21 protein-coding genes are annotated in these 22801 nt (G+C 41.2%); 2 read left to right on the forward strand and 19 right to left on the reverse strand.

Going from position 1 to position 22801, the window contains the following annotated elements; translation table 11 throughout:
* Positions 1 to 2 precede the first annotated feature (2 nt).
* The 5 genes from OM33_RS12315 to OM33_RS12335 form a co-directional block, all read right to left on the reverse strand.
* Positions 3 to 485 carry a DUF2919 domain-containing protein gene (locus OM33_RS12315; protein WP_038642093.1) on the reverse strand — a complete coding sequence of 161 codons (483 nt, stop codon included), beginning with the start codon at positions 483 to 485 and terminating at the stop codon, positions 3 to 5.
* Positions 482 to 826 (reverse strand): DUF3392 family protein, encoded by a 345-nt coding sequence (locus OM33_RS12320; protein ID WP_038642095.1) that lies wholly within the window; start codon positions 824 to 826, stop codon positions 482 to 484. Before OM33_RS12320 ends, OM33_RS12315 begins: the two co-directional genes overlap by 4 nt.
* 3 nt (positions 827 to 829) lie before the next feature.
* A complete protein-coding gene (gene ligA / locus OM33_RS12325; protein ID WP_038642097.1) occupies positions 830 to 2842 on the reverse strand; it encodes an NAD-dependent DNA ligase LigA in 2013 nt (670 codons plus the stop codon).
* 69 nt (positions 2843 to 2911) lie between these two features.
* On the reverse strand, positions 2912 to 3637 hold the full coding sequence (zipA, locus tag OM33_RS12330) for a cell division protein ZipA (RefSeq protein ID WP_038642099.1): 726 nt from the start codon (positions 3635 to 3637) through the stop codon (positions 2912 to 2914).
* A gap of 136 nt (positions 3638 to 3773) precedes the next feature.
* The gene (locus OM33_RS12335) at positions 3774 to 7196 is read right to left on the reverse strand and encodes a chromosome segregation SMC family protein (protein WP_038642101.1); all 3423 of its coding nucleotides are present in this window, start codon (positions 7194 to 7196) and stop codon (positions 3774 to 3776) included.
* Between the two features lie 164 nt (positions 7197 to 7360).
* Between OM33_RS12335 and cysZ the strand changes: the two genes are divergently transcribed.
* Positions 7361 to 8089 carry a sulfate transporter CysZ gene (gene cysZ / locus OM33_RS12340; protein ID WP_038642102.1) on the forward strand — a complete coding sequence of 243 codons (729 nt, stop codon included), beginning with the start codon at positions 7361 to 7363 and terminating at the stop codon, positions 8087 to 8089.
* Positions 8090 to 8151: 62 nt separating this feature from the next.
* Here the strand turns inward: cysZ and rlmM are convergent, their stop codons facing one another.
* The 4 genes from rlmM to OM33_RS12360 are packed head-to-tail and all read right to left on the reverse strand — an operon-like array spanning position 8152 to position 11142.
* A complete protein-coding gene (gene rlmM, locus OM33_RS12345; protein ID WP_038642104.1) occupies positions 8152 to 9237 on the reverse strand; it encodes a 23S rRNA (cytidine(2498)-2'-O)-methyltransferase RlmM in 1086 nt (361 codons plus the stop codon).
* A 9-nt stretch (positions 9238 to 9246) separates the two neighbouring features.
* On the reverse strand, positions 9247 to 9627 hold the full coding sequence (locus tag OM33_RS12350) for a DUF423 domain-containing protein (RefSeq protein ID WP_038642106.1): 381 nt from the start codon (positions 9625 to 9627) through the stop codon (positions 9247 to 9249).
* Positions 9624 to 10238 carry an alpha/beta family hydrolase gene (locus tag OM33_RS12355; protein WP_038642108.1) on the reverse strand — a complete coding sequence of 205 codons (615 nt, stop codon included), beginning with the start codon at positions 10236 to 10238 and terminating at the stop codon, positions 9624 to 9626. The genes OM33_RS12350 and OM33_RS12355 overlap by 4 nt, the downstream gene beginning before the upstream one ends.
* Positions 10231 to 11142 (reverse strand): transcriptional regulator GcvA, encoded by a 912-nt coding sequence (locus OM33_RS12360; RefSeq protein WP_038642110.1) that lies wholly within the window; start codon positions 11140 to 11142, stop codon positions 10231 to 10233. Before OM33_RS12360 ends, OM33_RS12355 begins: the two co-directional genes overlap by 8 nt.
* 219 nt (positions 11143 to 11361) lie before the next feature.
* On the opposite strand from OM33_RS12360, the gene OM33_RS12365 reads away from it, so the two are divergent.
* The gene (locus OM33_RS12365) at positions 11362 to 11628 is read left to right on the forward strand and encodes a hypothetical protein (protein WP_038642111.1); all 267 of its coding nucleotides are present in this window, start codon (positions 11362 to 11364) and stop codon (positions 11626 to 11628) included.
* 77 nt (positions 11629 to 11705) lie between these two features.
* On the opposite strand, the gene OM33_RS12370 is transcribed toward OM33_RS12365, so the two are convergent.
* The 10 genes from OM33_RS12370 to rpsO form a co-directional block, all read right to left on the reverse strand.
* Positions 11706 to 12035, reverse strand: coding sequence for a Na+/H+ antiporter subunit G (locus OM33_RS12370; RefSeq protein ID WP_038642112.1), 330 nt, complete (start codon positions 12033 to 12035; stop codon positions 11706 to 11708).
* A 5-nt stretch (positions 12036 to 12040) separates the two neighbouring features.
* Entirely contained in the window at positions 12041 to 12310 is a 270-nt protein-coding gene (locus OM33_RS12375) for a K+/H+ antiporter subunit F (protein WP_038642114.1), read from the reverse strand.
* Positions 12304 to 12840, reverse strand: coding sequence for a Na+/H+ antiporter subunit E (locus OM33_RS12380; RefSeq protein WP_038642115.1), 537 nt, complete (start codon positions 12838 to 12840; stop codon positions 12304 to 12306). The genes OM33_RS12375 and OM33_RS12380 overlap by 7 nt, the downstream gene beginning before the upstream one ends.
* A gap of 1 nt (position 12841) precedes the next feature.
* The gene (locus tag OM33_RS12385) at positions 12842 to 14347 is read right to left on the reverse strand and encodes a monovalent cation/H+ antiporter subunit D (protein WP_038642117.1); all 1506 of its coding nucleotides are present in this window, start codon (positions 14345 to 14347) and stop codon (positions 12842 to 12844) included.
* A 2-nt stretch (positions 14348 to 14349) separates the two neighbouring features.
* Entirely contained in the window at positions 14350 to 14691 is a 342-nt protein-coding gene (locus tag OM33_RS12390; RefSeq protein WP_038642118.1) for a Na+/H+ antiporter subunit C, read from the reverse strand.
* Complete coding sequence (locus tag OM33_RS12395; RefSeq protein ID WP_038642120.1) at positions 14691 to 17483, reverse strand: monovalent cation/H+ antiporter subunit A; 2793 nt, start codon at positions 17481 to 17483, stop codon at positions 14691 to 14693. Before OM33_RS12395 ends, OM33_RS12390 begins: the two co-directional genes overlap by 1 nt.
* A gap of 245 nt (positions 17484 to 17728) precedes the next feature.
* Positions 17729 to 18811, reverse strand: a complete 1083-nt coding sequence (locus OM33_RS12400; RefSeq protein ID WP_038642122.1) for a hypothetical protein — start codon at positions 18809 to 18811, stop codon at positions 17729 to 17731.
* Positions 18808 to 19710, reverse strand: coding sequence for a lipoprotein NlpI (gene nlpI / locus OM33_RS12405; protein WP_038642124.1), 903 nt, complete (start codon positions 19708 to 19710; stop codon positions 18808 to 18810). Before nlpI ends, OM33_RS12400 begins: the two co-directional genes overlap by 4 nt.
* Before the next feature lie 299 nt (positions 19711 to 20009).
* Positions 20010 to 22139, reverse strand: coding sequence for a polyribonucleotide nucleotidyltransferase (gene pnp, locus OM33_RS12410; protein WP_038642126.1), 2130 nt, complete (start codon positions 22137 to 22139; stop codon positions 20010 to 20012).
* Positions 22140 to 22447: 308 nt separating this feature from the next.
* On the reverse strand, positions 22448 to 22714 hold the full coding sequence (gene rpsO / locus OM33_RS12415; protein WP_038642128.1) for a 30S ribosomal protein S15: 267 nt from the start codon (positions 22712 to 22714) through the stop codon (positions 22448 to 22450).
* Positions 22715 to 22801: the final 87 nt, after the last annotated feature.

A 22801-nucleotide genomic window follows, 5' to 3' on the forward strand; every position in this document is an offset into this window, starting at 1 on the left:
TACTAATCTTTGTCTTTTTCTTCTGGCTCAGGCCACTCGTTAAAATATACACTTAAATAACGACTTTTAAGTAGGTATAGCCCTGCCCAACTGAGCAATACCAATTGCACGGCCAAGCCTATTGAAAAGCTATAATATTGGCTTTTTGCCTGCAACAATGACCAGGTTAAGTCCATCACCACATTAGCAAGTAACAACCAGCGCGCATACCGCCAAATAGACTTAGGCCATTGCATTGCATTTGGGCGCCTAAATAAATAACAAAAAGTCACCAAAATACTTATGGCAGCGATAGCAAGGGCAACAAAAAACTGTTGTTTTTGCGGGTAGAAAATCGCCATCAAGTTTAAATCTTCACGTCGCGATGCTGCTGCAAATAACCACAAGATATATGGTCTTAGCAGTAGCACCAGCACCAAGATAAAACCTAATGGGGCACGAAAAAAGCCGTTTTTATCCCAATATTCAGGTCCAAACCGGCTCATACTTGATTTTTCCTATCAGCCAGCACACCAAGAACAACAAAAAGTGAAAAGACTAAAAGTGGTAAAAAGCCTCGCTCGATTTGGTGAAACAATCGCACTAAATAAGGGCTTACAAAAACAATTAAGCTACCAACCCCTATGCCCGTAACAAGAATAAAAACCAAAGTCCGCGCAAAAAAGTTACGCTGACCAATTAAACGTTTTACTGCCTTGTTAAGACTCGCACCGTATATCGCAGTTAAACAAATTAAGGCGATTAATACTATTTGGCTTAGATAAGGTGAAAGCCAAGTGGCAACTTGGCTATTTAATGATGAAAAAAAGCTCACAATTTCTGACATTGGTTACTCGTACTTTGCAAAGAGGGCTAGCATGTCATCTTCCGTCAACACATCAACTCCTAAGTCTTGTGCTTTAGTCAGCTTTGAACCTGCCTTCTCCCCAGCAATTAATGCATGAGTTTTAGCAGAAATACTGCCTGACACTTTTGCACCAAGGGCTTGCAGTTTTGCTTTTGCTTCGCTGCGCCCCATTTGATTAAGTGTACCTGTCAGCACATAAGTGAGGCCATCAAGTGGCATTTGATCTTGTGATTTTTCTTCAATTGCCGGCCAATGTAATCCTGCTGCAATTAAGGCATTAATCACCGCTTGGTTATGTTCTTCTTTAAAGAAGTAAAACACATGCTTGGCAACTATCTCGCCTACATCAGATACGTCCTGTAAGCCCTCTATAGACGCATTTTGAAGTGCTTCTAAGGTTTTATAGTGGTTTGCTAGGTTTTGCGCTGTCGCTTCGCCTACTTCGCGAATACCCAGTGAATATAAAAATTTCGCGAGCGTAGTTTGTTTAGCTTTTTCAAGTGCCGCAACCAAATTCTCAGCAGATTTAGGCCCCATGCGTTCAAGTGATTCAATATGTCCTTTGCTTAAAGCAAATAGGTCAGCGGGTGTTTGAATCAATTGGCGATCAACGAGTTGCTCAACCACTTTATCGCCTAAACCATCCACATCAAGTGCTTTGCGCGAAGCAAAATGCTTAATCGCTTCTTTGCGCTGTGCTTCACATACTAAGCCACCGCTACATCGGGCAACAGCCTCTCCTTCAATACGCTCAACATGTGAGTCACATACTGGGCAGGTATTTGGAAAGACAATTTCTTTAGCATCACTTGGACGACGTTCAAGTACCACACTTGCTACTTGCGGGATCACATCCCCTGCGCGACGAATAATCACAGTATCACCAATGTGAACGCCTAAACGCGCTATTTCATCAGCATTGTGCAAAGTTGCATTTGATACAGTTACACCGCCCACATAAACAGGCTCTAATCGTGCTACAGGCGTTATCGCACCAGTACGACCCACCTGAAATTCAACATCTAATAAAGTGGTGAGCTCTTCTTGCGCAGGAAATTTACACGCAATCGCCCAGCGTGGTGCACGCGCGACAAAGCCAAGTGTTTGCTGAATCGCTTTGTCATTCACTTTAATCACCACACCATCAATTTCATAGCCAAGCGTTGCACGGCGGGCAAGAATATCTGAATAATAGGCAAAGGCGTCTTTCGCATTGTCTGCAGTTCGAATTTCAGGACACACAGGTAATCCCCACTCTTTTAATTGCATTAGCTGCTCGTAGTGAGTTTCTGCCAACTCAAAACCTTCAACCACACCGGTACTGTAGGCATATAGCATTAACGGGCGAGACGCGGTAATTTTAGGATCTAATTGACGTAAGCTACCTGCCGCCGCATTACGCGGGTTGGCAAAGGTTTTATCTCCTTTGTCTTGTTGCGTTTGGTTTAGTTTGGCAAAGCCTTTATCATCAATAAATACTTCCCCGCGCACTTCTAAACGTGCTGGGATTGATTCACCTCGCAAGCGCAGGGGCACATTACGAATAGTTTTCACATTCTCTGTAATGTTTTCACCGACTTGACCATCACCACGTGTTGCTGCCCGCACTAGCACGCCATTTTCATAAAGAATCGATACCGCTAGGCCATCAAGTTTCGGTTCACAACAAAATGCAAGATCACTGCTGTCTTTAAGGCGATCTTTCATACGTTTATCAAACGCATAAAACTCTTCTTCATCAAACGCATTGTCGAGCGACAGCATGGGGACTTCGTGGTTAACCTTGTCAAACGCAGCCAGCGCCATACCACCCACTTTTTGACTCGGGGAATCGGCACTCTTTAATTCTGGATTGGCCTCTTCTAATGCGATTAGCTCGCGCATTAGTCGATCATATTCAGCATCAGGGATCGTCGGATTATCAAGTACATAATATTGATAGTTATAATTTTCGATCTGTGCTTTAAGTTGCTTAATTTGCTCAGCCGCGCTCACGGTAACTTCCTCTAAATAGCTAAAAAAGCCACCGAATCGGTGGCTTTTATTAAATCTGTGACGCTGACGTTATAGACCGTCAAACTCTCTAATTTTTTCCACGTACTGCCTTACTGTTGCAACATCAAGTTCTTGACGATTATGGTCTAAAATTGTTGCACTGAATTCATCGGCAATTTTCTTTGCTGCACTGTGAAGCATATTGAATGATGGTAAGCTGTCACCTGCACAAGGTAACGTCATAAATAAGCTTACGCCTTCAGTTGAGAATTGCTCCATATTGTCAATATCAAACGTGCCAGGGTTAAACATGTTTGCTAAACGGAATAATACCGGACCTTGGCCAGATGCGTCTTCATGACGATTAAAAAAACCGTCTTCAGAATACTTAAAGCCCAGAGTCAGTAACAAGGGTAATAGCGAAGACCCCTGCATAGGTAAACCCTCTTCCGTTTGAATATGGATAATAATGTAATCTTGCACCGCTGTTTTGCCATCTTCAGCCTGTTCTGGCTCATTAGCAACTTCAGGCTGAGGCTCATCGTCATCAATTGTAATGGATAGATCACCCAGTTCTGGCTCATCATTTACATGTAACTTGGCATCAACTTGAGGTTCGATTGCTGCACTCTTAGTGGTAGCAGGAGCAACATCGTCCTTGTTGGGTGCTTCACTTGGTTCTTGAACAAGTGTACGGCTGTCATTTTTACGAATCGACCAAAGGCCATGAAGCAGTACGCCGCCAATTACTAACGCACCACCAATAATTAACACCCACCTTAGTTCGTCACTCATTCAAGTACCCTTAAATTATAATTTTTTCCGATTTACAAAATTATTAAGCAAGCGCTGATTAATTTCAACTGCTTATGCTTAGCAATGCAAAGAGATAAGACTAGTTGCCGATAAATTATACCAATTCGAGTTGATATTAAGCAGACTCTGACATTTCTAGCGCTTTCTCAATATCAACCGCCACAACTCGTGATACACCGGGCTCCGCCATAGTGACACCAGTTAAGCGCGCTGCCATTTCCATGGCAATCTTATTGTGACTAATATACACAAATTGCACGTCTTGTGACATTTCTTCCACCAAACGACAAAAACGTCCAACATTGGCATCATCCAATGGCGCATCCACTTCGTCTAACATGCAAAATGGTGCAGGATTCAATTGGAAGATTGAAAAGACCAGCGACAACGCCGTTAAGGCTTTTTCACCACCACTTAATAAATGAATGGTGGCGTTCTTTTTACCCGGAGGCCTTGCCATAATAGCCACGCCGGTTTCCAATAAATCATCAGATGTTAGTTCAAGATAAGCTGAGCCGCCGCCAAACACTTTTGGAAATAAGTCTTGTAAGCCACTATTAACTTGATCAAATGTTGCTTTAAAACGCTGTTTTGTCTCGCGATCAATTTTAATAATTGCAGACTCTAACGTTTCTAAGGCGCTCACTAAGTCGTCATACTGCTGATCTAGATAATTTTTACGCGCAGAAGCTTTATCAAACTCTTCAATAGCCGCTAAATTGATTGCCCCAAGCTGACTAATCTCATTGGAAACTTTGCTTAACTGGCCTTGTAGTGTCGTCAGTTTGGTATCTTCTGGCAAATCTGCGATGACATCTTTCAACTGTGTGTTTAATTCAGCCAATGGGGCGAGCGCTGCTTCTGATTTTAATTGGAAGCTTTGTTGCTCTAAAACAATACTTTGCTTTGTTTGTTTAAGCGATTCTAGTTTTTCTTGCTCGGAGCCAATGCCTGACTCTGCTTGTTTAAGCTTTTCTTTAGCATCTTCTAAAGCCAGCTGTTTCTGTTGTTTTTGCTCTATTTGCTGTTCAAGCAGCAAATGTTGCTCAGCAATAGTCTCATCAAGTTCGACTAGCGGCATTTGCACGTCTTCAAGCGTCAGCTTTGCTTCTTCAAGCTGTTCATTTAATTCGTCATAACGCGTACTAAATTGGTTTAGCTTAGATTCGCTTAGCACGATTTGATTTTGCATTGTTTGCAAATGTAACTGCACTTTATGACACTGACTTTTTTCGCCTTCAAATGCCGTTTGTAATTGACGGGTGACTAGCTTGGCATTGTGATAAGCTGCCTCAAAATGTGTTTGACGCTCTTTACTCTCGGCTTGCTTTTTGATTATGTCTTCGAGCTCTGTTACGAGGGGAGTTTTATTATCGCTAAGTAACTGTAATTGCGCTTCAAGCTCCGCCTGTTTGTTTGATACTGTATTAAGTTGCAAGTTGATTTCATCAAAGCGTTTTTCGCTAAACGAATATTCTGCGCGGCTTTGCGTCAACTCACGGTCGATTAATGCAAACGCGCTGTTTAATTCTTTTTGCTGACTTTGCAGGGATTCGACCAAAGACTGCTGAGCAGTCAATGTTTTTTGCGCCGATTGCAATTGCAGTTCACTTTCAGGAATTGATAACTCAATCTCTTTGAGTAATTGGTGTTTAACTAAAAGTGAATTATCGTGATCAAATTGACAAGGTAAAAACCAATTGTCTCCACGTAAGTTACCTTTTGAATCAACAGCAAAATGAAATTCGCCTTGCCAAAAATCGTCGTTTAATGCATTCACATCATCAACCACGGCAATCAGGTTAAAGTAACTTGGGTAAGCACCTTCCATCACTTTTTCAGCTAATGAGCCAATCGTCACCTGCATTGCTTGTTGCCAAATCTGTGGCTGAATTAAGTCTTGATCTAATTGTTCAACACGATGCGCAAAGCGTAAATTGAATAAGCTTGCTTCAACTGCCAGATGCCAGTCTTGGCCTACTTTCAATGATGGGAGCAAGTTAGCCACTGATGATGAATTGTCATTATGCTCATTCAAAACCAGTGCTAAGGCATCGCGTTTAGTGAGTAATGACTGTAACTGATGTTCAGCCTCTGTCATCTGGGTATGCTTTTCAGCCAACGCCTTTTGCGCAGTCGCGACTTCACCATTAAGCTCTGACAAATTATTGCTAACCTGTTCATGCCTTGCTTGAATTTGGTCGAGTTTAAAAGTAGCCAACTTGGTTTCAAGAGTTACATATTGTTCTTGAAGTGCAGCTTTTTGCTCACATTGTGCTAATTTTTGCTGCGTAAACCTTGCTTCTTGCACTTCTAGCGAAGACAGTGAAGATTGCAGCGATTGCTGTTCTTGAACTAGTCCGTTATTGTCACCTAAGCTGACTTGATACGCGCTATAAAGCTCATCTTGTTGTGCTTTTTGCTCTTCATATTTTGCCAAGCTTAATTCAACTAATTCCTCATACTGTTCGAGCTCAGCTTGGCACAGTGCAAGTTGTTCTTGCTGATCTTGATAATTATCTTTCGTTTCAAGCTGGTCTTGATCGAGCTGTTTAAATTGTTTTTGTAATTGGCCAATACGCTGACTTAATTGGACTTTCTGAGCTTGCTTATGAATTTTATCCTGCTCATCCCGGGCTAATTTATTACGCAACTGAAACTCTTGATGCTGCGCATCATTGAGCAGGTCATTGGCTTGCTCAATGGCTAATTTTAACGCCGAAATAACATCATCATGGCCAGTATGGGCTTCAGTTAAAAAGCCAATCTGCTCATCGATATCACTTAATTTCGCTTCACTTTCCAACAATTTTTGCTGTAGCGACTGCCATTTGAGTACGCAAATTTGCGCCTTTAAGGTACGCTCTTTGGATTTTGCCGTGGTGTAGATACGCGCTTTATCAGCTTGCTCCGTTAATACATTAAGCTGGTTTTCAAGCTCGTTGCGTAAATCAAGTAATCGCTCAAGGTTATCGCGTGTACTATTTAGACGTGTTTGCGTTTCTCTGCGTCTTTCTTTGTACTTTGAAACGCCCGCAGCTTCTTCCAAAAAAATACGTAAATCTTGCGGTTTACTCTCAATTAAACGCGAGATCATGCCCTGTTCGATAATTGCATAACTACGTGGACCAAGCCCAGTACCGAGAAAAATATCGGTAATATCACGTTTGCGACATTTCTCGCCGTTGAGGTAATACTGAGATACACCCTCTCGCGTCACTAAGCGTTTAATCGCTATTTGATTACGCGATGCCAATGTGCCAGGCAAACGCCCTTCGGTATTATCAAACAGTAACTCAACAGATGCTTGAGAAACTGGTTTACGTTCTGTTGAGCCATTAAAGATAACATCTGTCATGGCATCACCACGTAAGTTCTTTGCTGAACTTTCACCCAATACCCAGCGTACAGCATCGATTACGTTTGATTTACCACAGCCATTTGGACCTACAACACAGGTCATTTGGTCTGGAAATGGAATTTTGCTTGGCTCAACAAACGATTTGAAACCCGCGAGCTTAATTGAGGCTAGACGCATTATATTCTTATTTGACTGTCTATTTGATGAGAATATTAAAACTCAACTTTATCAGATTTACCCTAATTGAAACAACTTGTAACGCTTAACAGTAAAATCTGGTTTAAAGCCACTTATCGACTTATTATACTAACAAGGTTAGTCATTGTTTTTTGGAGTTTTCCATGCAGTTAGGAAAAGGGTTCGAATATTTTTTATCGGGCTTTAGTTTAATTAGCCAAAAAGGGCTAAAGCGCTTTGTGCTGATCCCTCTGCTAATCAACTTTGTGCTCTTTGGTAGCTCACTGTTTTTTATCATCGGTTGGATTGAGCAAGGTGTTAACTACGTCAACAGCTACCTGCCGGACTTTTTATCTTGGCTGGAATTCATTATTTGGCCGATTGCGTTACTTTTAGTGCTCTTTATCTATTCCATGGTCTTTACCGTTATAACCAACTTTATTGCGGCGCCGTTTAATGGTTTGCTCAGTGAAAAAGTAGAGCTTTATTTAACCGGACAACGTGTCAATGACGATGGTTTAGCAGACTTACTCAAAGATGTGCCGCGTATGCTCGGCCGCGAACTGTCAAAGTTGGTTTATTATTTACCTAAGGCATTGCTGTTTTTAATTTTATTGTTATTTATCCCAGTGTTTGGTCAAGTGATGTGGTTTTTATTTAGTGCCTGGATGTTTGCGGTGCAATACATTGATTACCCGTTCGATAATCATAAAATCCCGTTTGGTGAAGCGCGACAACATTTAAAACACAAGCAAGGCTTAAGTTATGGCTTTGGTACTGCCGTGTTAATTTTTAGCATGATACCAATTGTAAACTTAATTGTTATGCCTGTGGCGGTGTGTGGTGCAACACGTTTATTTGTTGAAAACTATCGTATTAATTACCGTGCTTAGATGCTAACACTCACAAAAAAGGCTGCAATTGCAGCCTTTTTTAATTTGAGTACCTTTCACAATTAACTGTATACGTTTTGTGGCACTTTTAAGATTTGAATATGCACTGTAATTTCTTCACGGTCATGATACAAATGCTTTGCTTGCAGTTCATATTTAATGTTGTACTTAGTCAATTCTTCATGAATTAAGTTTAAACACTGATAAACTGCATCAAAACGCTTTTTCATCGGCAACTTTAAGTTAAAAATTTGCTCTTTTACAAAACCGTTTACCGCCCAATCAATCATTAAGTTTGCCACTTTAATTGGTTTTTCAACCATATCACAAACCAACCAATCAATATTGCGCTTATCCGGACGGAATTTAAAGCCATCTTCACGTTTATGCTTAACCTGACCTGTTTCCATCAGCGATTCAGCCATAGGGCCATTATCAATCGCTTGCACCATCATGCCACGACGAACTAGTTGATAAGTCCAACCACCAGGACAAGCACCTAAGTCAACACCACGCATGCCTGGTTGCAAACGCGATTCATGCTCATCTTTTGGCACAAATACATGAAATGCTTCATCTAATTTTAGTGTCGAACGGCTTGGCGCATCTTTAGGCATTCGCAAACGTGGAATACCCATGTAAAACGGCGAATTGTTGTAGCTATAAGAAAAACCAACATACGCTGCACTGTTAGATAAAAACATAACATGCAATACAGGACGGTTCTTAACTTCGTTTGCTAGTAATGTCTCTTGTGCTACCAGTGCCTTTCTTAATGGCACTGAAAACTTTTTACAAAACTTTTGTAGCTCTTTTCCATCATTAGTATCAGGTGTTTCTACGCGTAATTCACCACATAATGGAAACTCTTCAACCGCTGCTGAAATCGCTGATACACGATCTTCAATTGGCATTTTGTCAACAAGTTGACCTACAAACCACTGGCGGGCAAATACCATTTCTTTGAATGGCAATTTACGCACAACGACTTCCGCTTCTAATGGGTCATAACAGTTAAAGGTAATATAGCCGCTGTTGTCTTTCGCTTTTACGAATCCACCAATTTCACGCAGCGCTGCGTGATGGCTGATTTCCGCTGCACAGTCATTTTCAAAACCCGGTCGACAATAAATTACAATCGCTGACATTTTTCTCACTTACTTAGTTTGAGCTGACTGATGCTTTACAACAGTGATGATGAAGAGCAACCAACTCACAATAAAACACACGCCACCAATTGGCGTAATTGGGCCAAAAATTTTGTTACTCGTTGTTGCCAACAAGTATAGGCTGCCACTAAAAAAGACAACACCTAACATAGCAAAAATGCTGGCCCATTTTAATTTGTATCCCAAATGGCTCAATATACCGAACACAATAAGCGCTATGCCGTGCATAAACTGATAATCAACACCGGTATGAAACACCGCAATCATACTTGGGCTAATATGCGACTTAAGCCCATGTGCAGCAAACGCACCTAGCATCACTGCAAGCCCACATAATGTGCCGCCTGTCGCTAAGATAAGCTTATTCATAGTTGTTTTGCGATAAATTGAGATGCAAATTCAGCAGCTGTTTGCCAATTTTGCTGTTGGGTTAAACCACTCGCTTTTCGAGGTACTAATGAATGGTCCCCATCAGGGATCCAATAAGTAGTCACATTATCGCATATTGGATAACTTTCTACCTCATCTTTTTTACCAAAGGTATCACGTTCCCCTTGAATTATTGCAAGTGGCGCTTTTAGATCCGGAAAATGTTCAATTCTCAGTTTGTCGAGTTTACCCGGAGGGTGGAAAGGATAACCAAATGCTAGCACCCCTTTAACGTCCACATCACACGCAAGCATTGATGCCATTCGACCACCCATCGATTTACCACCAATAAATAAAGGCAAATCAGGCTCTGCGTTTGCAATCACTTTATGAAAGTATTCAAGTAACTTAGGAGCACGTTGCGGTGGCCGTTTTTTACCTTCAACTTTTACTTGTTGCATATATTCAAAATCAAATAAGCCGACATTAATACCCAATTGCGCTAACTTACCTGCCATAGTCACCATAAATTCAGAATCCATACCTGCACCGGCACCATGAGCAAAAATAAGTTGCGCTGAGGGATTGTCAGCTTTTATCCAGTTAATCATTAAAACCTGCCTCGATTTGCTCTTTTTCAACCATACTTAACATCCATTCTTTAAATGCCACGATCTTGCCCAGCTCTGCTTGAGATTCACGTAACACCAAATAAAAAGCGTTCTTACTTTCTAAGTGATGATTAAATGGAATCACTAATCGCCCTGCATCAATCTCAGGTTTTGCTAATACACTATTTACTAATGCTATGCCCTGACCGTGAACCGCTGCTTGTAGCACCATAGAAGAGTGACTGAATATCGGACCTTGGTTAACTCGGGTATTATTCACCCCCAAGGTTTTAAACCAGCTTTTCCATGGTTTACGGGTCATATCATGAAGCAAAGTGTGATGTTGTAAATCAACAGGTTCTGCAAGCGGTTTGTGACCATTAAGTAAGAGTGGACTACACAAAGGCACTAGGTACTCTGTATGCAATTTATGGCTTTGCACCCCACTCCAATGACCTCGGCCATAATAAATAGCCACGTCAACATCATCTGTTAACGAGTTTTCATCTAAGTCTTGCGCTTTAATTCGAATATCAATATCCGGGTGAAGTTCATTAAACGCTTGCAATCGAGGTACTAGCCACTGAATAGCAAAGCTTGGCGTTAAACTCACCGCCACCGAGCCTTTCGCGCCTCGCGCTAATAGTTTTTCTGTCGCATCAACTAACTGAGTAAAGATTTCTTTGATATCAAGAAAATAAGCTTGCCCTTCCTCTGTGAGTAATAATGAGCGGTTACGACGTAAAAACAGTTTGAGCCCTAAATGCTCTTCAAGCGTTTTAATTTGATGGCTCACTGCAGCTTGCGTGACAAATAACTCATCTGCTGCTTTGGTGAAACTTAAGTTACGCGCCGCAGCTTCGAAGGCTTTCAGGGAGTTTAACGGGGGCAATCTTCTTGACATGACAACCTGATGACATATTCATTAGTTTTTTTTATCTGAATGCATTATAAATCATCGTTTTTAAAAGGCAATAAACTTGGTTAATATTTGCGCCAAGAGGAAAAACCGCCAACCAACCATAGGTTTCCCCCTTACCAAATTATGTAATGTTTTAAATATTTAATATTTATGCTGCCCAGAAGCATAAATATAATTTGTTCAATTAGGAAGATAACTGAAATGACCAAATGGATTCTGTGTTTTACAGCAATGACGAGCTTCTCTTTATTAGCAGCGCCTTCAAAAGAGGAAGTAAACGCTATTGAAGAGTTTACACATGGTATTCACGCTGAGCTAAAAACTGAAATCAATGATTTTAGTTCGCAAAAAGTAAAAGACACAGTGCATTTAAATGTATCAGATGTGGCAAAACAAAACGAAAAGCTGAAGAAAGAAGCTGATCTTATTGCCAAAGTGACCTATTTAAATGATAAAAGCGCGGATTAGTCCATTAGTCCCGTTTTCTGCCCAACAAAAAAGACGCATACAGCGTCTTTTTTAATACCTAGACATACAAAATTAAACTAGTCTTCTTCGATATTCTCAATGCCCTTTGTGCCTTTATGCGCTTTTAGCTTATGGTGTATTGCTGTTTTAATTAGCATGTAACCACTAATTGGCGCGGTGATCAGCAAGAAAATGGAGATCAGGATCTCTTTTGCGCTTGGTTCATTTACTATCGCACTAAAATAGACAATTGACGCGATCAGCACCCCTGCCATACCAAGCGTTGTCGCTTTTGTTGGGCCATGAAGGCGCATGAAAAAATCAGGCATTCGATTCATACCAATAGAGCCAATAAGAATGAACAAGCCACCTAATAGTAATAATAATGAAACTATAATCTCTGCCATGGTATTTACTCGATAATATCGCCACGTAATAAGAACTTACACACTGCCACTGTGCTCACAAATCCAAGCATTGCAATTAATAATGCAGCTTCAAAATAAAGCTCTGACGCCACCTTGATGCCGTACAGTACAATTAGCGCAATACTATTAATATACATAGTATCTAGGGCTAAAATGCGGTCAGGAACTGACGGACCAAGAAGTAAGCGCCACAAATTAAGCAGAAGTGACACCCCTATCATTGCCGATACGATTAAAATAACAGTGCTTAACATTGAAAAATCTCCTTAAGCGGTGCTTCGTAACGACGTTTAATCGTCGCAATGAGTTCTGCTTCATCTTTTAAATCAAGTACATGAATAAGCAAATAACGTTCTTTTACTTCTTCGCCTTCGGCCAAAGACTCTGGAAACGGGTAAACTTCAGCACTTACCGTACCTGGCGTCAATGATACCGTGCTTGCTAAAAGCGTAATTGGCATCTCATGGGTTAAATCCAGCGGTACTTTAACAAAGGCTGGACGCAATTTTTTAATTGGTCCAAGAATCAAAAAAGCCACTTGAACATTTGCAGTGACAATATCATAAAGCACTAATAACAGGTGCTTAAACGCCAACCACTTCTTAATAATTAAAGGTTGTGGCTCACGAAAGCGCAGTGTTATTAGTGGGATAACCGTCGCTAACAAACCACCCAAAATAATATGGCCAAGTGAATAACTATTGTTAAGTAGCAACCAAACGAAAAACAGCAAAATACTGCGAAAAGGAGTTGGAAACAGGCTAAAACGAGCTTCAGTACGCATCTTATTTGCCTCCTAACACTGCATGTTGTAAACCGGAAGTATCAAACACTTGACTGGCAGCCAATGTCGTCACTTCGCTAATATAACCGGCAAAAATACTCAAAAGAGGCGAACACAACAACAAGCTGATCACTGCCACCATTTGGCAACGTGTCGCTCTTGTCTCTGACGGTTCTTGACCGTTATGACGCCAAAATAGCTGTGAACCAGCGCGGGTCAGTGTAACCAATACGAACAAAGACACAACTAAATAGATTGCCCAAAACCAAGGTGCCTTTTCAGCACTCAGCGCCTCTTGCAACAGCCAAACCTTGCCGATAAAGCCAGATAAAGGTGGCATGCCAACGACTGCTAACACTAATAAAATAAAACTCGTACCCAATAGAATTGGCTGACCAACAGGTTTCGCTGGCACTAAACGAACCGCCACCTTACCGCGTTGCTTACCTATCACATCTGCTAATAAAAATAGACCCGCCGTCACTAAAGTAGAGTGAATCAAATAATACAGGGCCGCAGCAATAGCACCTGGTGTATTAAAGGCTACTGCGGCTATCAGTGTACCGATTGAAATAATCACTAAATTTGCCACTATCATTCGCAGATCTTTACTCGCTAGTACCCCTAACAATCCCATCACAAGTGTGATTAAGGCAGCAGGCCATAGCCAGTCTTGCGCAATATGCGTAGTGGCGTTTTCTGGGTCAACAAAGATCGTTGGGTAAACACGAATAATCGCATAAATTCCCACTTTGGTCATAATCGCAAACAGTGCTGCAACAACAGGTAATGCAGACGCATACGTTGCTGGCAACCAAAATTGCAGTGGAATTACCGCAGCTTTAAGCGCAAAAACAATAAGTAGTAACATACCACCAATATTTAATAGCGCACGATCATCACCTGATAATTCAGCGGCTTTCAATGCCATATCAGCAATATTAAGTGTGCCTAGCACACCGTATAAAATACCGAGCGCAACTAAAAACACACTTGAACCAACCAAGTTTAATACTACGTAATGAAGGGCTGATTGTGTCTTATGTTTATCTGAGCTATGCATCAGTAATGCGTATGATGAAATCAGTAAGACTTCAAAAAATACGAACAGATTAAATAAGTCACCTGTTAAGAAAGCACCATTCACACCTAGTAATAAAAAGTGCAAAAGTGGATGGAAAAAACTACCTGCTTCATCATCGCCACAGAGTGAATAAAAGGCACAAACTAGAGCAAGAAATGACGTTAATGTCACCATTAAAGACGACATCACGTCCGCGACAAGTACGATGCCAAACGGCGCTTGCCAACTACCTATTGCGTAAACAAAAATCTCGCCAGCCAAAACTTGGTTGAGCATATTCACACTAACAGTAAAGGTTAATACCGCCATAATAATTGAGGTAATTCGACGTGCTTGTAGATTTTTACCCGAAGGCGGTAACAGCAATAGAATGCCTGCTAACATCGGCATTAACACTGGCAAAGATACAAAATGTGGCATCAATACTACTCCTTGCCTTTAATCTTAGGAAAACGTGCGTGCACATGGTCGTGGCCTAAGTCTGCACGAGCACGTATTGCTAAAATAACCACGAAAGCTGTCATTGCAAAGCCGATTACAATGGCAGTCAATACCAATGCTTGAGGCAGAGGATCAGCATATTGTGCTGACTCACCTAACACCGCGGCTTTATTGCTATGAATACGACCTGATGCAAATAAAAACAAATTCACACCATACGACATCATGGTTAAACCAAGCACAACAGGAAACGTTCTTGCACGTAATATCAAGAATACACCGCAGGCAAATAACACCCCAACACAAGTCGCGTATAGTACTTCCATTATTTTGCCTCCTTCTGTTGGCTTGCTAATGTGAGTTTACCTAGACTTGCTAAAATCATTAAGGTTGCACCTACTACCGTTAAATAAACACCTAGATCAAATGCAATTGCACTTGCTAATTCAATCTCACCAATTAATGGGATATCAAAGTAATCAAACCATGAAGTTAAGAAAGGTCTATCGAAGAACCAACTACCAATACCTGTTACAAAGGCAATCGCAATACCTGATGCAATAATCTTACGATAGTTAATATCTAAACGAGAATATATCCAATCAGAACCCCTAGCAATGTACTGTAAAATCATTGCAATTGATGTGACTAAGCCCGCAATAAAGCCCCCCCCAGGTAAGTTATGACCTCTTAAGAAGATATAGACACTCACCATAAGCGCTAGCGGTAAAAGGGCTTGTGAAATACTGGCAAGCAGCATCGGGTAACGCTCAATTGCCCACGGTCGTCCCTCGCCATCACTGGCAGGCATAAATAATGGCAAGTTGAGTAATAACTTGTAGATACCCAGCGCAGCTATACCTAAAACAATAATTTCACCGAGTGTATCAAAGCCACGGAAATCAACCAGAATGACATTAACGACGTTAGTACCACCACCGCCTACTTTGGCGTTTTCAACAAAGAATTGCGAAATAGAATTAAGTGGACGGGTTAAAATGGCATAACAAATTGAGCCAATAATCACACCCACCGCTGAAGCAATACCCACATCACGCACCAAGCGTAAAGAGGTTGATTCTTTTGGTGTACGATGCGGTAAGAAAAACAGTGCTAACATAAGCAGAACAATAGTTACAACTTCTACTGTCAATTGCGTTAAGGCTAAATCTGGCGCTGAAAAACGCGTAAATGCGACAGACACCATCAGACCTACTATCGAAATCATTAATAATGATGTCATACGTGAGCGATGGCATATCACTGTAGCCACAGCACCAACAATCAATAAACCTGCTCCTATCATATTATGCGGGTCAATCGGTTGAAGTGGTTGCTCACCAGCAAGCTGCAGCATATCGAATAGCGGAATACCAGCAAATATCAATACAGTGACAAGTAACCATGCAATATAACGTTGCAGCGAGCCTGTTTCCATTCGATACATGATTTTTTCAGAAAATGACGCAATGCGATCTAGACCATTTAAAAACATCGTCTTAGGGTCAACATCAGGCAGAGACGCATTAAATTGAAATAAGTACTTGCGCTGCCAGTAGATCAATAAACCAATAGTCACTGCTAGGAAGCTCATTAGCAGCGGTAAATTCAGACCATGCCATATCGCCAAACTGTATTGAGGCAATGAATCTTCACCAACAACCGCTAAAGACGCACTCGCCAAAATTGAATCAACAGCGAAATTTGGAAACATGCCCACAATAATACACAGTGCAACGAGCACTTCGACCGGTACACGCATGTAGCGTGGTGGCTCATGAATGTCTTTTTTGATGCCAACCGGCTCACCATTGAAGAAAACATCGTGAATAAAGCGCATTGAATACGCCACTGAGAACGCACCAGCTAAAGTTGCAAGTACTGGGATCAACCAAGACATCGAGCCAAGTACATGTTGATGCAGTGTTTCAGCAAAAAACATTTCTTTTGATAAGAAACCATTTAACAAAGGCACACCCGCCATCGACGCTGCTGCAACCATGGCTAAAGTCGCTGTGTAAGGAAGGTATTTCCACAGACCATTAAGCTTGCGCATATCACGCGAACCCGTTTCATGATCAATGATGCCGGTTGCCATAAATAGCGAGGCTTTAAAAATAGCATGGTTAATAATATGGAAAATTGCAGCAACAGCCGCTAACTCAGTATCCAAACCTAGTAACAGCGTAATAAGGCCTAAGTGAGAAATAGTCGAATAAGCAAGTAAGCCTTTTAAGTCGTGTTTGAAGAGGGCTACATACGCACCCACTATTAAAGTTGATAAACCTGTTAACGTGACAATTGCGAACCACAGCTCTGTGCCTGATAACGCCGGGTAAAAACGCGCAAGTAGGAAAATACCCGCTTTAACCATAGTCGCTGAGTGTAAATACGCACTAACGGGTGTTGGTGCTGCCATTGCATGCGGTAGCCAGAAATGGAACGGGAACTGGGCAGATTTAGTAAATGCACCAAGTAAAATTAGAATAAGGGTCACCGGATACAGCGCGTGTTCCTTAATTACATGGCCATTATTTAAGATATCATCAAGGTTATAACTTCCGACAATATTGCCTAGTAACACTAAGCCCGCTAGTAGCGCCAAGCCACCGCCGCCAGTAATCGTTAACGCCATGCGCGCACCTTGACGAGCATCTGAGCTGTGCCACCAATAGCTAATCAGTAAGAACGAGCTAATACTTGTGAGCTCCCAGAACACCCACATTTGAATCACATTATTTGATAACACAATGCCCAGCATTGCAGTCATAAACAACATTAGGAAGGTATAAAAACGTGCCATATTGTCATTACTGCTTAAGTAATAACGCGCATATAAAATAATTAACAGGCCAATGCCTAAAATCATCAAGCAGAAAAGTAATGCGAGACCATCAAGTCGGAAACTGACGTTAATCCCTAACAGAGGTATCCATTGCATACTCTCTCTTATCACATTACCGTCAAGTACACTTGATGTGTGATAAAGCACAATTGCAAGCGCTACAACCGGAAAAATCGCAATTGTTAATGCTGCGTATGTACGAGAAAGTTTATTTGTCGTCGCTGCAAATAAGCTGCCTAATAGGGATAACACAGGTATCCACATTAATGACATAATTATATCCTTTGGCTTTTCCCTATTTTTACAACAAGGTTAAAGCATGAGTTATGCTAGCAAGTAAGTTGCGTAGCCGCGCATGATTGCGCTATGCATACATTTTTATATTTATACGTTAAAAACGCCCATCATGTCTAGATTAAGCGTATGTAATTGAACACAAAACAAGCCATTTCGCAGTTTTAATAAATATAGTGTAAATACTAAATAAAGACTATTGAAAAAGGATGTAAATCTATTAACTACAAACTGTTATCTTGCACCATCGCTTGCTGCAACCAAAGGCGGTACAAATCTGGCAATGGCAAATCTAAAAGTTCTAAGTTTGAAGTCATTGATACTGGTTTGAACGCTTGCCCATTTGCATTGTTACACGTATTTGTTACATACCAAGTTTGACCATCAAACGACACGCGATTTTGTAAATCATTAGAATCGGGAAGTACCAAAATGTTCTTGGCAATGCGTGTTGGCTGTTCAATATTACACAAACGTTGTGCTAAGTTTTTTTTCAACGGATATTCATCAATAAAGCCATAAAGATGCATAAGCTCGTGCAATAAAACCCGCTCGGATTGCATGTAACTCATGTAAAGTCGCTCCCCGACTGCATTTGCAATGCCCTGCAAGCTGAAAAACGCTAATTTGTCGTATTCAAACTGCGCTAGATTAACATCGCTAGTTAAAACACAGGCAATGCGTACGTTTGCATGATTAGAGCAATCAATTTGAGTTGCATCAAAATACACAGGCTCACTTAAACATATTGGCAAATCAAACGTATTCTCAAATCGATTTTTCAAGACTTTCACCCGTTCAAAACTTGTTAAGTCAGTTACAATCAACATCAGTTTTGCTGCGCAATTACGCTGAGTGTAAGTCAGAGTGACTTGTTCTGCGTTTGCAGTAAGCGGTTGGCGCAACGCCATTGCGGTTTGGGTTTGTAATGATTGACTGACTTGCCATGGTAACCTTTGCAGCTTCTGCCACTGTGAAGTTGACTTTAAAAAGGTTTCAAGTTTGCGCTTCGCAAGGGTTGAACCACGCCGACCGGCATTTAACAAAGTACTCTGATAAAGGTCCGAGTTTTCTCTGAAAGAATCAGCTAACAACGCTTCTGCATCTGGGTTTTTAAAATTAGCATAAACCCGTAAATGCGCGGTTGAATTTTTGAGCGAATTAATATCAGGCAAAATTGCATGGTGTTGTAGAACAGGATAAAGCAGGTTCGGATAATCAGAAAACGCCTGTAAAAGGCGTTTTTCGTTATAACAGTAACTTGTAGAAAGTAAGCTACTTAATAAAAAGACAATAAGCCACTTCACTGGATTTTGTCAGGCGTTTGGTCATCACTGTAAAGTAAACGCAATTCTAATCGCGCATATTTGTACTCAACAAACTCATAGACATTTGTTGCCATTGCTAAATTGAAATAGTCTTCGGCTTTTAATGGCTTGTTATCAGCCACAGCATCCTTTGCTAAGTAAAAATACGCTTCACATAAACGTTCAAGGTATTCTCGATGACTCGATAAGTCTTTTTGTACGTTTAGTAATAAATCACGTTCCGTCATCTCACCTAAAAAATACTGAACGAGTTGATATGACCAGCGTGTTTTATCGAGTTCTGATGCATGCTGCTTTAGTTCATTATAGGCGCGTTCTGCATCGACTTTTCTGGTGGCTAAATAAACCCACACAGCACGATAAGAATCACTGGTGTCAGCAGCTAAGAATTTCTTTAAATCATGTTCAGCGAGGTCGGGACGCGAACCATAATAAAGCGCAATACCGCGATTAAGATAAGCATATTGATGATCAGGCAGCAATTCAATTACTGCATCAAAGCTTTCATAGGCTTGATCATATTGCATACTCAGTGTGTGATAAATACCCGTGAAGTTATACACTTCGGCAAAATCCGGTTTTAACCTCAATGCATAATTAAAATCAAGTCGTGCCAAGGTCGAAAGACCCACGCTATCATATAAAGCGCCCCGTTTGTGATGCAGGCCTGCACGTTGCTCAGTGGTAATATCAACATTATTTAGTGCTTGGCTGATACGTGCAATTTCCAACTCTTTACGAAAATCATGTTGTAATGGGCCAGCAAATGGGACGTTGACAACCGGATGGTCTGCCACCTCAGTTTCATTTGTCGCCTGACACCCAACAAGGCTTGCGCCTATCGCTAATGTTGCAAAAAGCCGTTTCAATTTACTCACTAAACTCTATCCTTAAAAATAACCGCAATAAAAGGGGATGTTTATTTTTGTTTAATAATACCAATTCTATTAATCATTTGATCATTCTAGCGAGTTAAATGACCCATAAACTGCGTTTTAAAATTCTAAAGTAGAACAACTACATGTCGAATTTTAAGCCTTGTTTCTGAGCCATTTCTCTGTCGCAATAAATAAATAGCTAATTAATGCAATTGGTATAAAGATAAACAAATTCTATTAGAGCATAAAAAAAGGGGCTATACAGCCCCTTTTTTATCGCTAAGTCTTATTTAATCGACTTATTCTTCTGATGCTTTTTCTTCAGCTGGTGCTTCGTCTTTCTTCATCGCTTCTTTGATGCTTAGACGTACACGACCTTGGCGGTCAACTTCTAGTACTTTAACTTGTACTTCATCGCCCACTTTCAGGTGGTCAGCAACGTTGTTTACACGTTCTTCGCTGATTTGTGAAATGTGCACTAGGCCATCTTTACCTGGAAGTACGTTAACAAATGCACCGAAGTCTACGATACGCACAACTTTACCTGAGTAGATAGTGCCTACTTCAAGTTCAGCTGTTAACTGCTCAACGCGGGCGATTGCAGCGCGTGCACTTTCGCCATTTGTTGCAGCAATCTTAACTGTACCGTCGTCTTCAATTTCAATTGTAGTACCTGTTTCTTCAGTAAGTGCACGGATTGTCGCGCCACCTTTACCGATAACGTCAGCAATTTTCTTAGGTGGAATGTTTACTGTGTAGATACGCGGTGCAAATTCAGAAAGCTCTTCGCTTGGCTTGTCGATTGCTTGGTCCATTACAGAAAGAATGTGCATACGTGCCGCTTTCGCTTGGTTAAGCGCGATTTGCATGATTTCTTTGTTGATACCTTCAATCTTGATATCCATTTGTAGTGCAGTTACACCTTCAGATGAACCTGCTACTTTAAAGTCCATATCACCTAAGTGATCTTCATCACCTAAGATGTCTGAAAGAACAACGAAGTCGTCGCCTTCTTTCACTAGACCCATTGCGATACCAGCTACAGAAGCTTTAGTTGGTACACCTGCATTCATAAGCGCAAGTGACGTACCACATACTGAAGCCATTGAAGAAGAACCGTTTGATTCAGTGATTTCTGAAACCACACGAACTGAGTACGGGAATTCTTCAAGGCTTGGCATTACTGCTGCAATACCACGCTTCGCTAGGTTACCGTGACCGATTTCACGACGCTTAGGTGAACCAACAAAACCAGTTTCACCCACACAGTATGGAGGGAAGTTATAGTGAAGCATAAAACGATCAGTCTTAGTACCTGTTAGGTCGTCGATCATTTGTGCATCACGCTCTGTACCAAGTGTTGCTGTTACAAGTGCTTGCGTTTCACCACGAGTGAAGATAGCTGAACCGTGAGTACGAGGAAGTACACCCGTCATTACGTCTAGTGCACGAACCATGTCTGGTTCACGACCATCGATACGCTTTTCGCCAGCAATGATGCGGCCACGTACGATTTTCTTCTCTAGAGAACCGAATAGTTTACCTACTTCTTGCTCGTCTAGTGATTCGTCTTCTGCAAGTTCAGCTGTTAGTTTTTCAACTACTTCAGCTTTAGCAGCAGAGATTGCTTCTTTACGCTCAACCTTGTCAGTGATTAAGTAAGCCGCGCCTACTTTCTCTTCTGCAATTACAGCAATTTTATCAGCAAGTGTTACGTTCTTCTCTGGTGCTGTCCAATCCCATGCTGGTTTACCTGCTTCAGCTTGGAATTCTTTGATAGCTTGAATTGCCGCTTGTGATTGCTCGTGGCCGTATACCACCGCACCAAGCATAATGTCTTCAGAAAGCACTTCAGCTTCTGATTCAACCATCAATACTGCGTTTTCAGTACCTGCAACAACTAGGTCAAGTTTACTTGTTTCTAGCTCAGTTGAAGAAGGGTTTAGAACGTACTGGTCATTGATATAACCAACGCGCGCTGCACCTAGTGGGCCATTAAATGGAATACCTGAAATAGCTAACGCAGCCGATGTACCGATTAATGTTACGATATCTGGCTTGATTTCTGGGTCAATTGAAACAACTGTCGCAATAACCTGAACTTCGTTTACGAAACCGTCAGGGAAAAGTGGACGAATTGGACGGTCAATTAGACGTGCCGTTAGTGTTTCGCCATCGCTTGGACGACCTTCACGCTTAAGGAAACCACCTGGGATACGACCTGCAGCGTACATACGCTCTTGGTAGTTAACTGTTAGTGGGAAGAAATCTTGACCAGGCGCTGCATCACGCTTACCTACTACTGATACAAGTACTGCTGTATCACCAATGCTTGCGATTACCGCAGCATCTGCTTGACGAGCAACTGCACCCGTCTCTAAGGTCACTTCGTGTTGACCAAACTGAAATTTTTTAATAATTGGTTGCATTAAAAAATCCTATTTTATTTATAACTATTTGAAAAATACCAATTACAGTAGGTAATCGTATTTAAACTGTAATGTTGAAAATCGATTAACTACTACAATTGGCATCGGTTTATTTAGTTAAAAAAGACACAATAAATTCAATGTCTTTTATAACTCGTGCGCTAGTATACTGCATAGCGCGAAAGATGGTAGTCTCGTATTACAAAAAAGCAGCTTATCGCTTGCTTTTTAGCATTCATGGTAAAGAGTGTTGATGAATTTCAGGCACAAAAAAAGGAGCCGAGGCTCCTTCTTTAGAATCAAAGTGATTAGCGACGTAGGCCAAGCTCTTTGATTAGCGCTGAATAACGCTCAACGTCTTTACGCTTTAGGTAGTCAAGTAGGTTACGACGCTGACTTACTTTGCGAAGAAGACCACGACGTGAGTGGAAATCGTGCTTGTGATCTGCGAAGTGACCTTGAAGCTTGTTGATGTCGAAAGTTAAAAGAGCAACTTGTACTTCTGGTGAACCTGTGTCGCCTTCAGAACGTGCGAATTTAGCTACGATGTCAGCTTTTTCTTGAATGCTTAGCATTGTTAGACTCCAATAATTTAGTGAGTTAATTAAATTTACCTTAGCCGATCACTAATTCAGCCAAGGTAAGCCGGCGTATTCTACCAG

This window comes from Pseudoalteromonas piratica (assembly GCF_000788395.1).
GTDB classification, from domain to species: Bacteria; Pseudomonadota; Gammaproteobacteria; order Enterobacterales; family Alteromonadaceae; genus Pseudoalteromonas; species Pseudoalteromonas piratica.

Coding starts and splice junctions, on each gene's coding strand:
- OM33_RS12335 (WP_038642101.1), bottom strand. CDS start 7,196: ATGCGTCTAGCCTCAATTAAGCTCGCGGGTTTCAAATCGTTTGTTGAG.
- cysZ (WP_038642102.1), top strand. CDS start 7,361: ATGCAGTTAGGAAAAGGGTTCGAATATTTTTTATCGGGCTTTAGTTTA.
- OM33_RS12380 (WP_038642115.1), bottom strand. CDS start 12,840: ATGCGTACTGAAGCTCGTTTTAGCCTGTTTCCAACTCCTTTTCGCAGT.
- OM33_RS12360 (WP_038642110.1), bottom strand. CDS start 11,142: ATGTCAAGAAGATTGCCCCCGTTAAACTCCCTGAAAGCCTTCGAAGCT.
- rlmM (WP_038642104.1), bottom strand. CDS start 9,237: ATGTCAGCGATTGTAATTTATTGTCGACCGGGTTTTGAAAATGACTGT.
- OM33_RS12315 (WP_038642093.1), bottom strand. CDS start 485: ATGAGCCGGTTTGGACCTGAATATTGGGATAAAAACGGCTTTTTTCGT.
- rpsO (WP_038642128.1), bottom strand. CDS start 22,714: ATGCTAAGCATTCAAGAAAAAGCTGACATCGTAGCTAAATTCGCACGT.
- OM33_RS12395 (WP_038642120.1), bottom strand. CDS start 17,483: ATGTCATTAATGTGGATACCTGTGTTATCCCTATTAGGCAGCTTATTT.
- OM33_RS12365 (WP_038642111.1), top strand. CDS start 11,362: ATGACCAAATGGATTCTGTGTTTTACAGCAATGACGAGCTTCTCTTTA.
- OM33_RS12375 (WP_038642114.1), bottom strand. CDS start 12,310: ATGTTAAGCACTGTTATTTTAATCGTATCGGCAATGATAGGGGTGTCA.
- pnp (WP_038642126.1), bottom strand. CDS start 22,139: ATGCAACCAATTATTAAAAAATTTCAGTTTGGTCAACACGAAGTGACC.
- OM33_RS12370 (WP_038642112.1), bottom strand. CDS start 12,035: ATGGCAGAGATTATAGTTTCATTATTATTACTATTAGGTGGCTTGTTC.
- OM33_RS12355 (WP_038642108.1), bottom strand. CDS start 10,238: ATGATTAACTGGATAAAAGCTGACAATCCCTCAGCGCAACTTATTTTT.
- OM33_RS12390 (WP_038642118.1), bottom strand. CDS start 14,691: ATGGAAGTACTATACGCGACTTGTGTTGGGGTGTTATTTGCCTGCGGT.
- OM33_RS12350 (WP_038642106.1), bottom strand. CDS start 9,627: ATGAATAAGCTTATCTTAGCGACAGGCGGCACATTATGTGGGCTTGCA.
- zipA (WP_038642099.1), bottom strand. CDS start 3,637: ATGAGTGACGAACTAAGGTGGGTGTTAATTATTGGTGGTGCGTTAGTA.
- OM33_RS12320 (WP_038642095.1), bottom strand. CDS start 826: ATGTCAGAAATTGTGAGCTTTTTTTCATCATTAAATAGCCAAGTTGCC.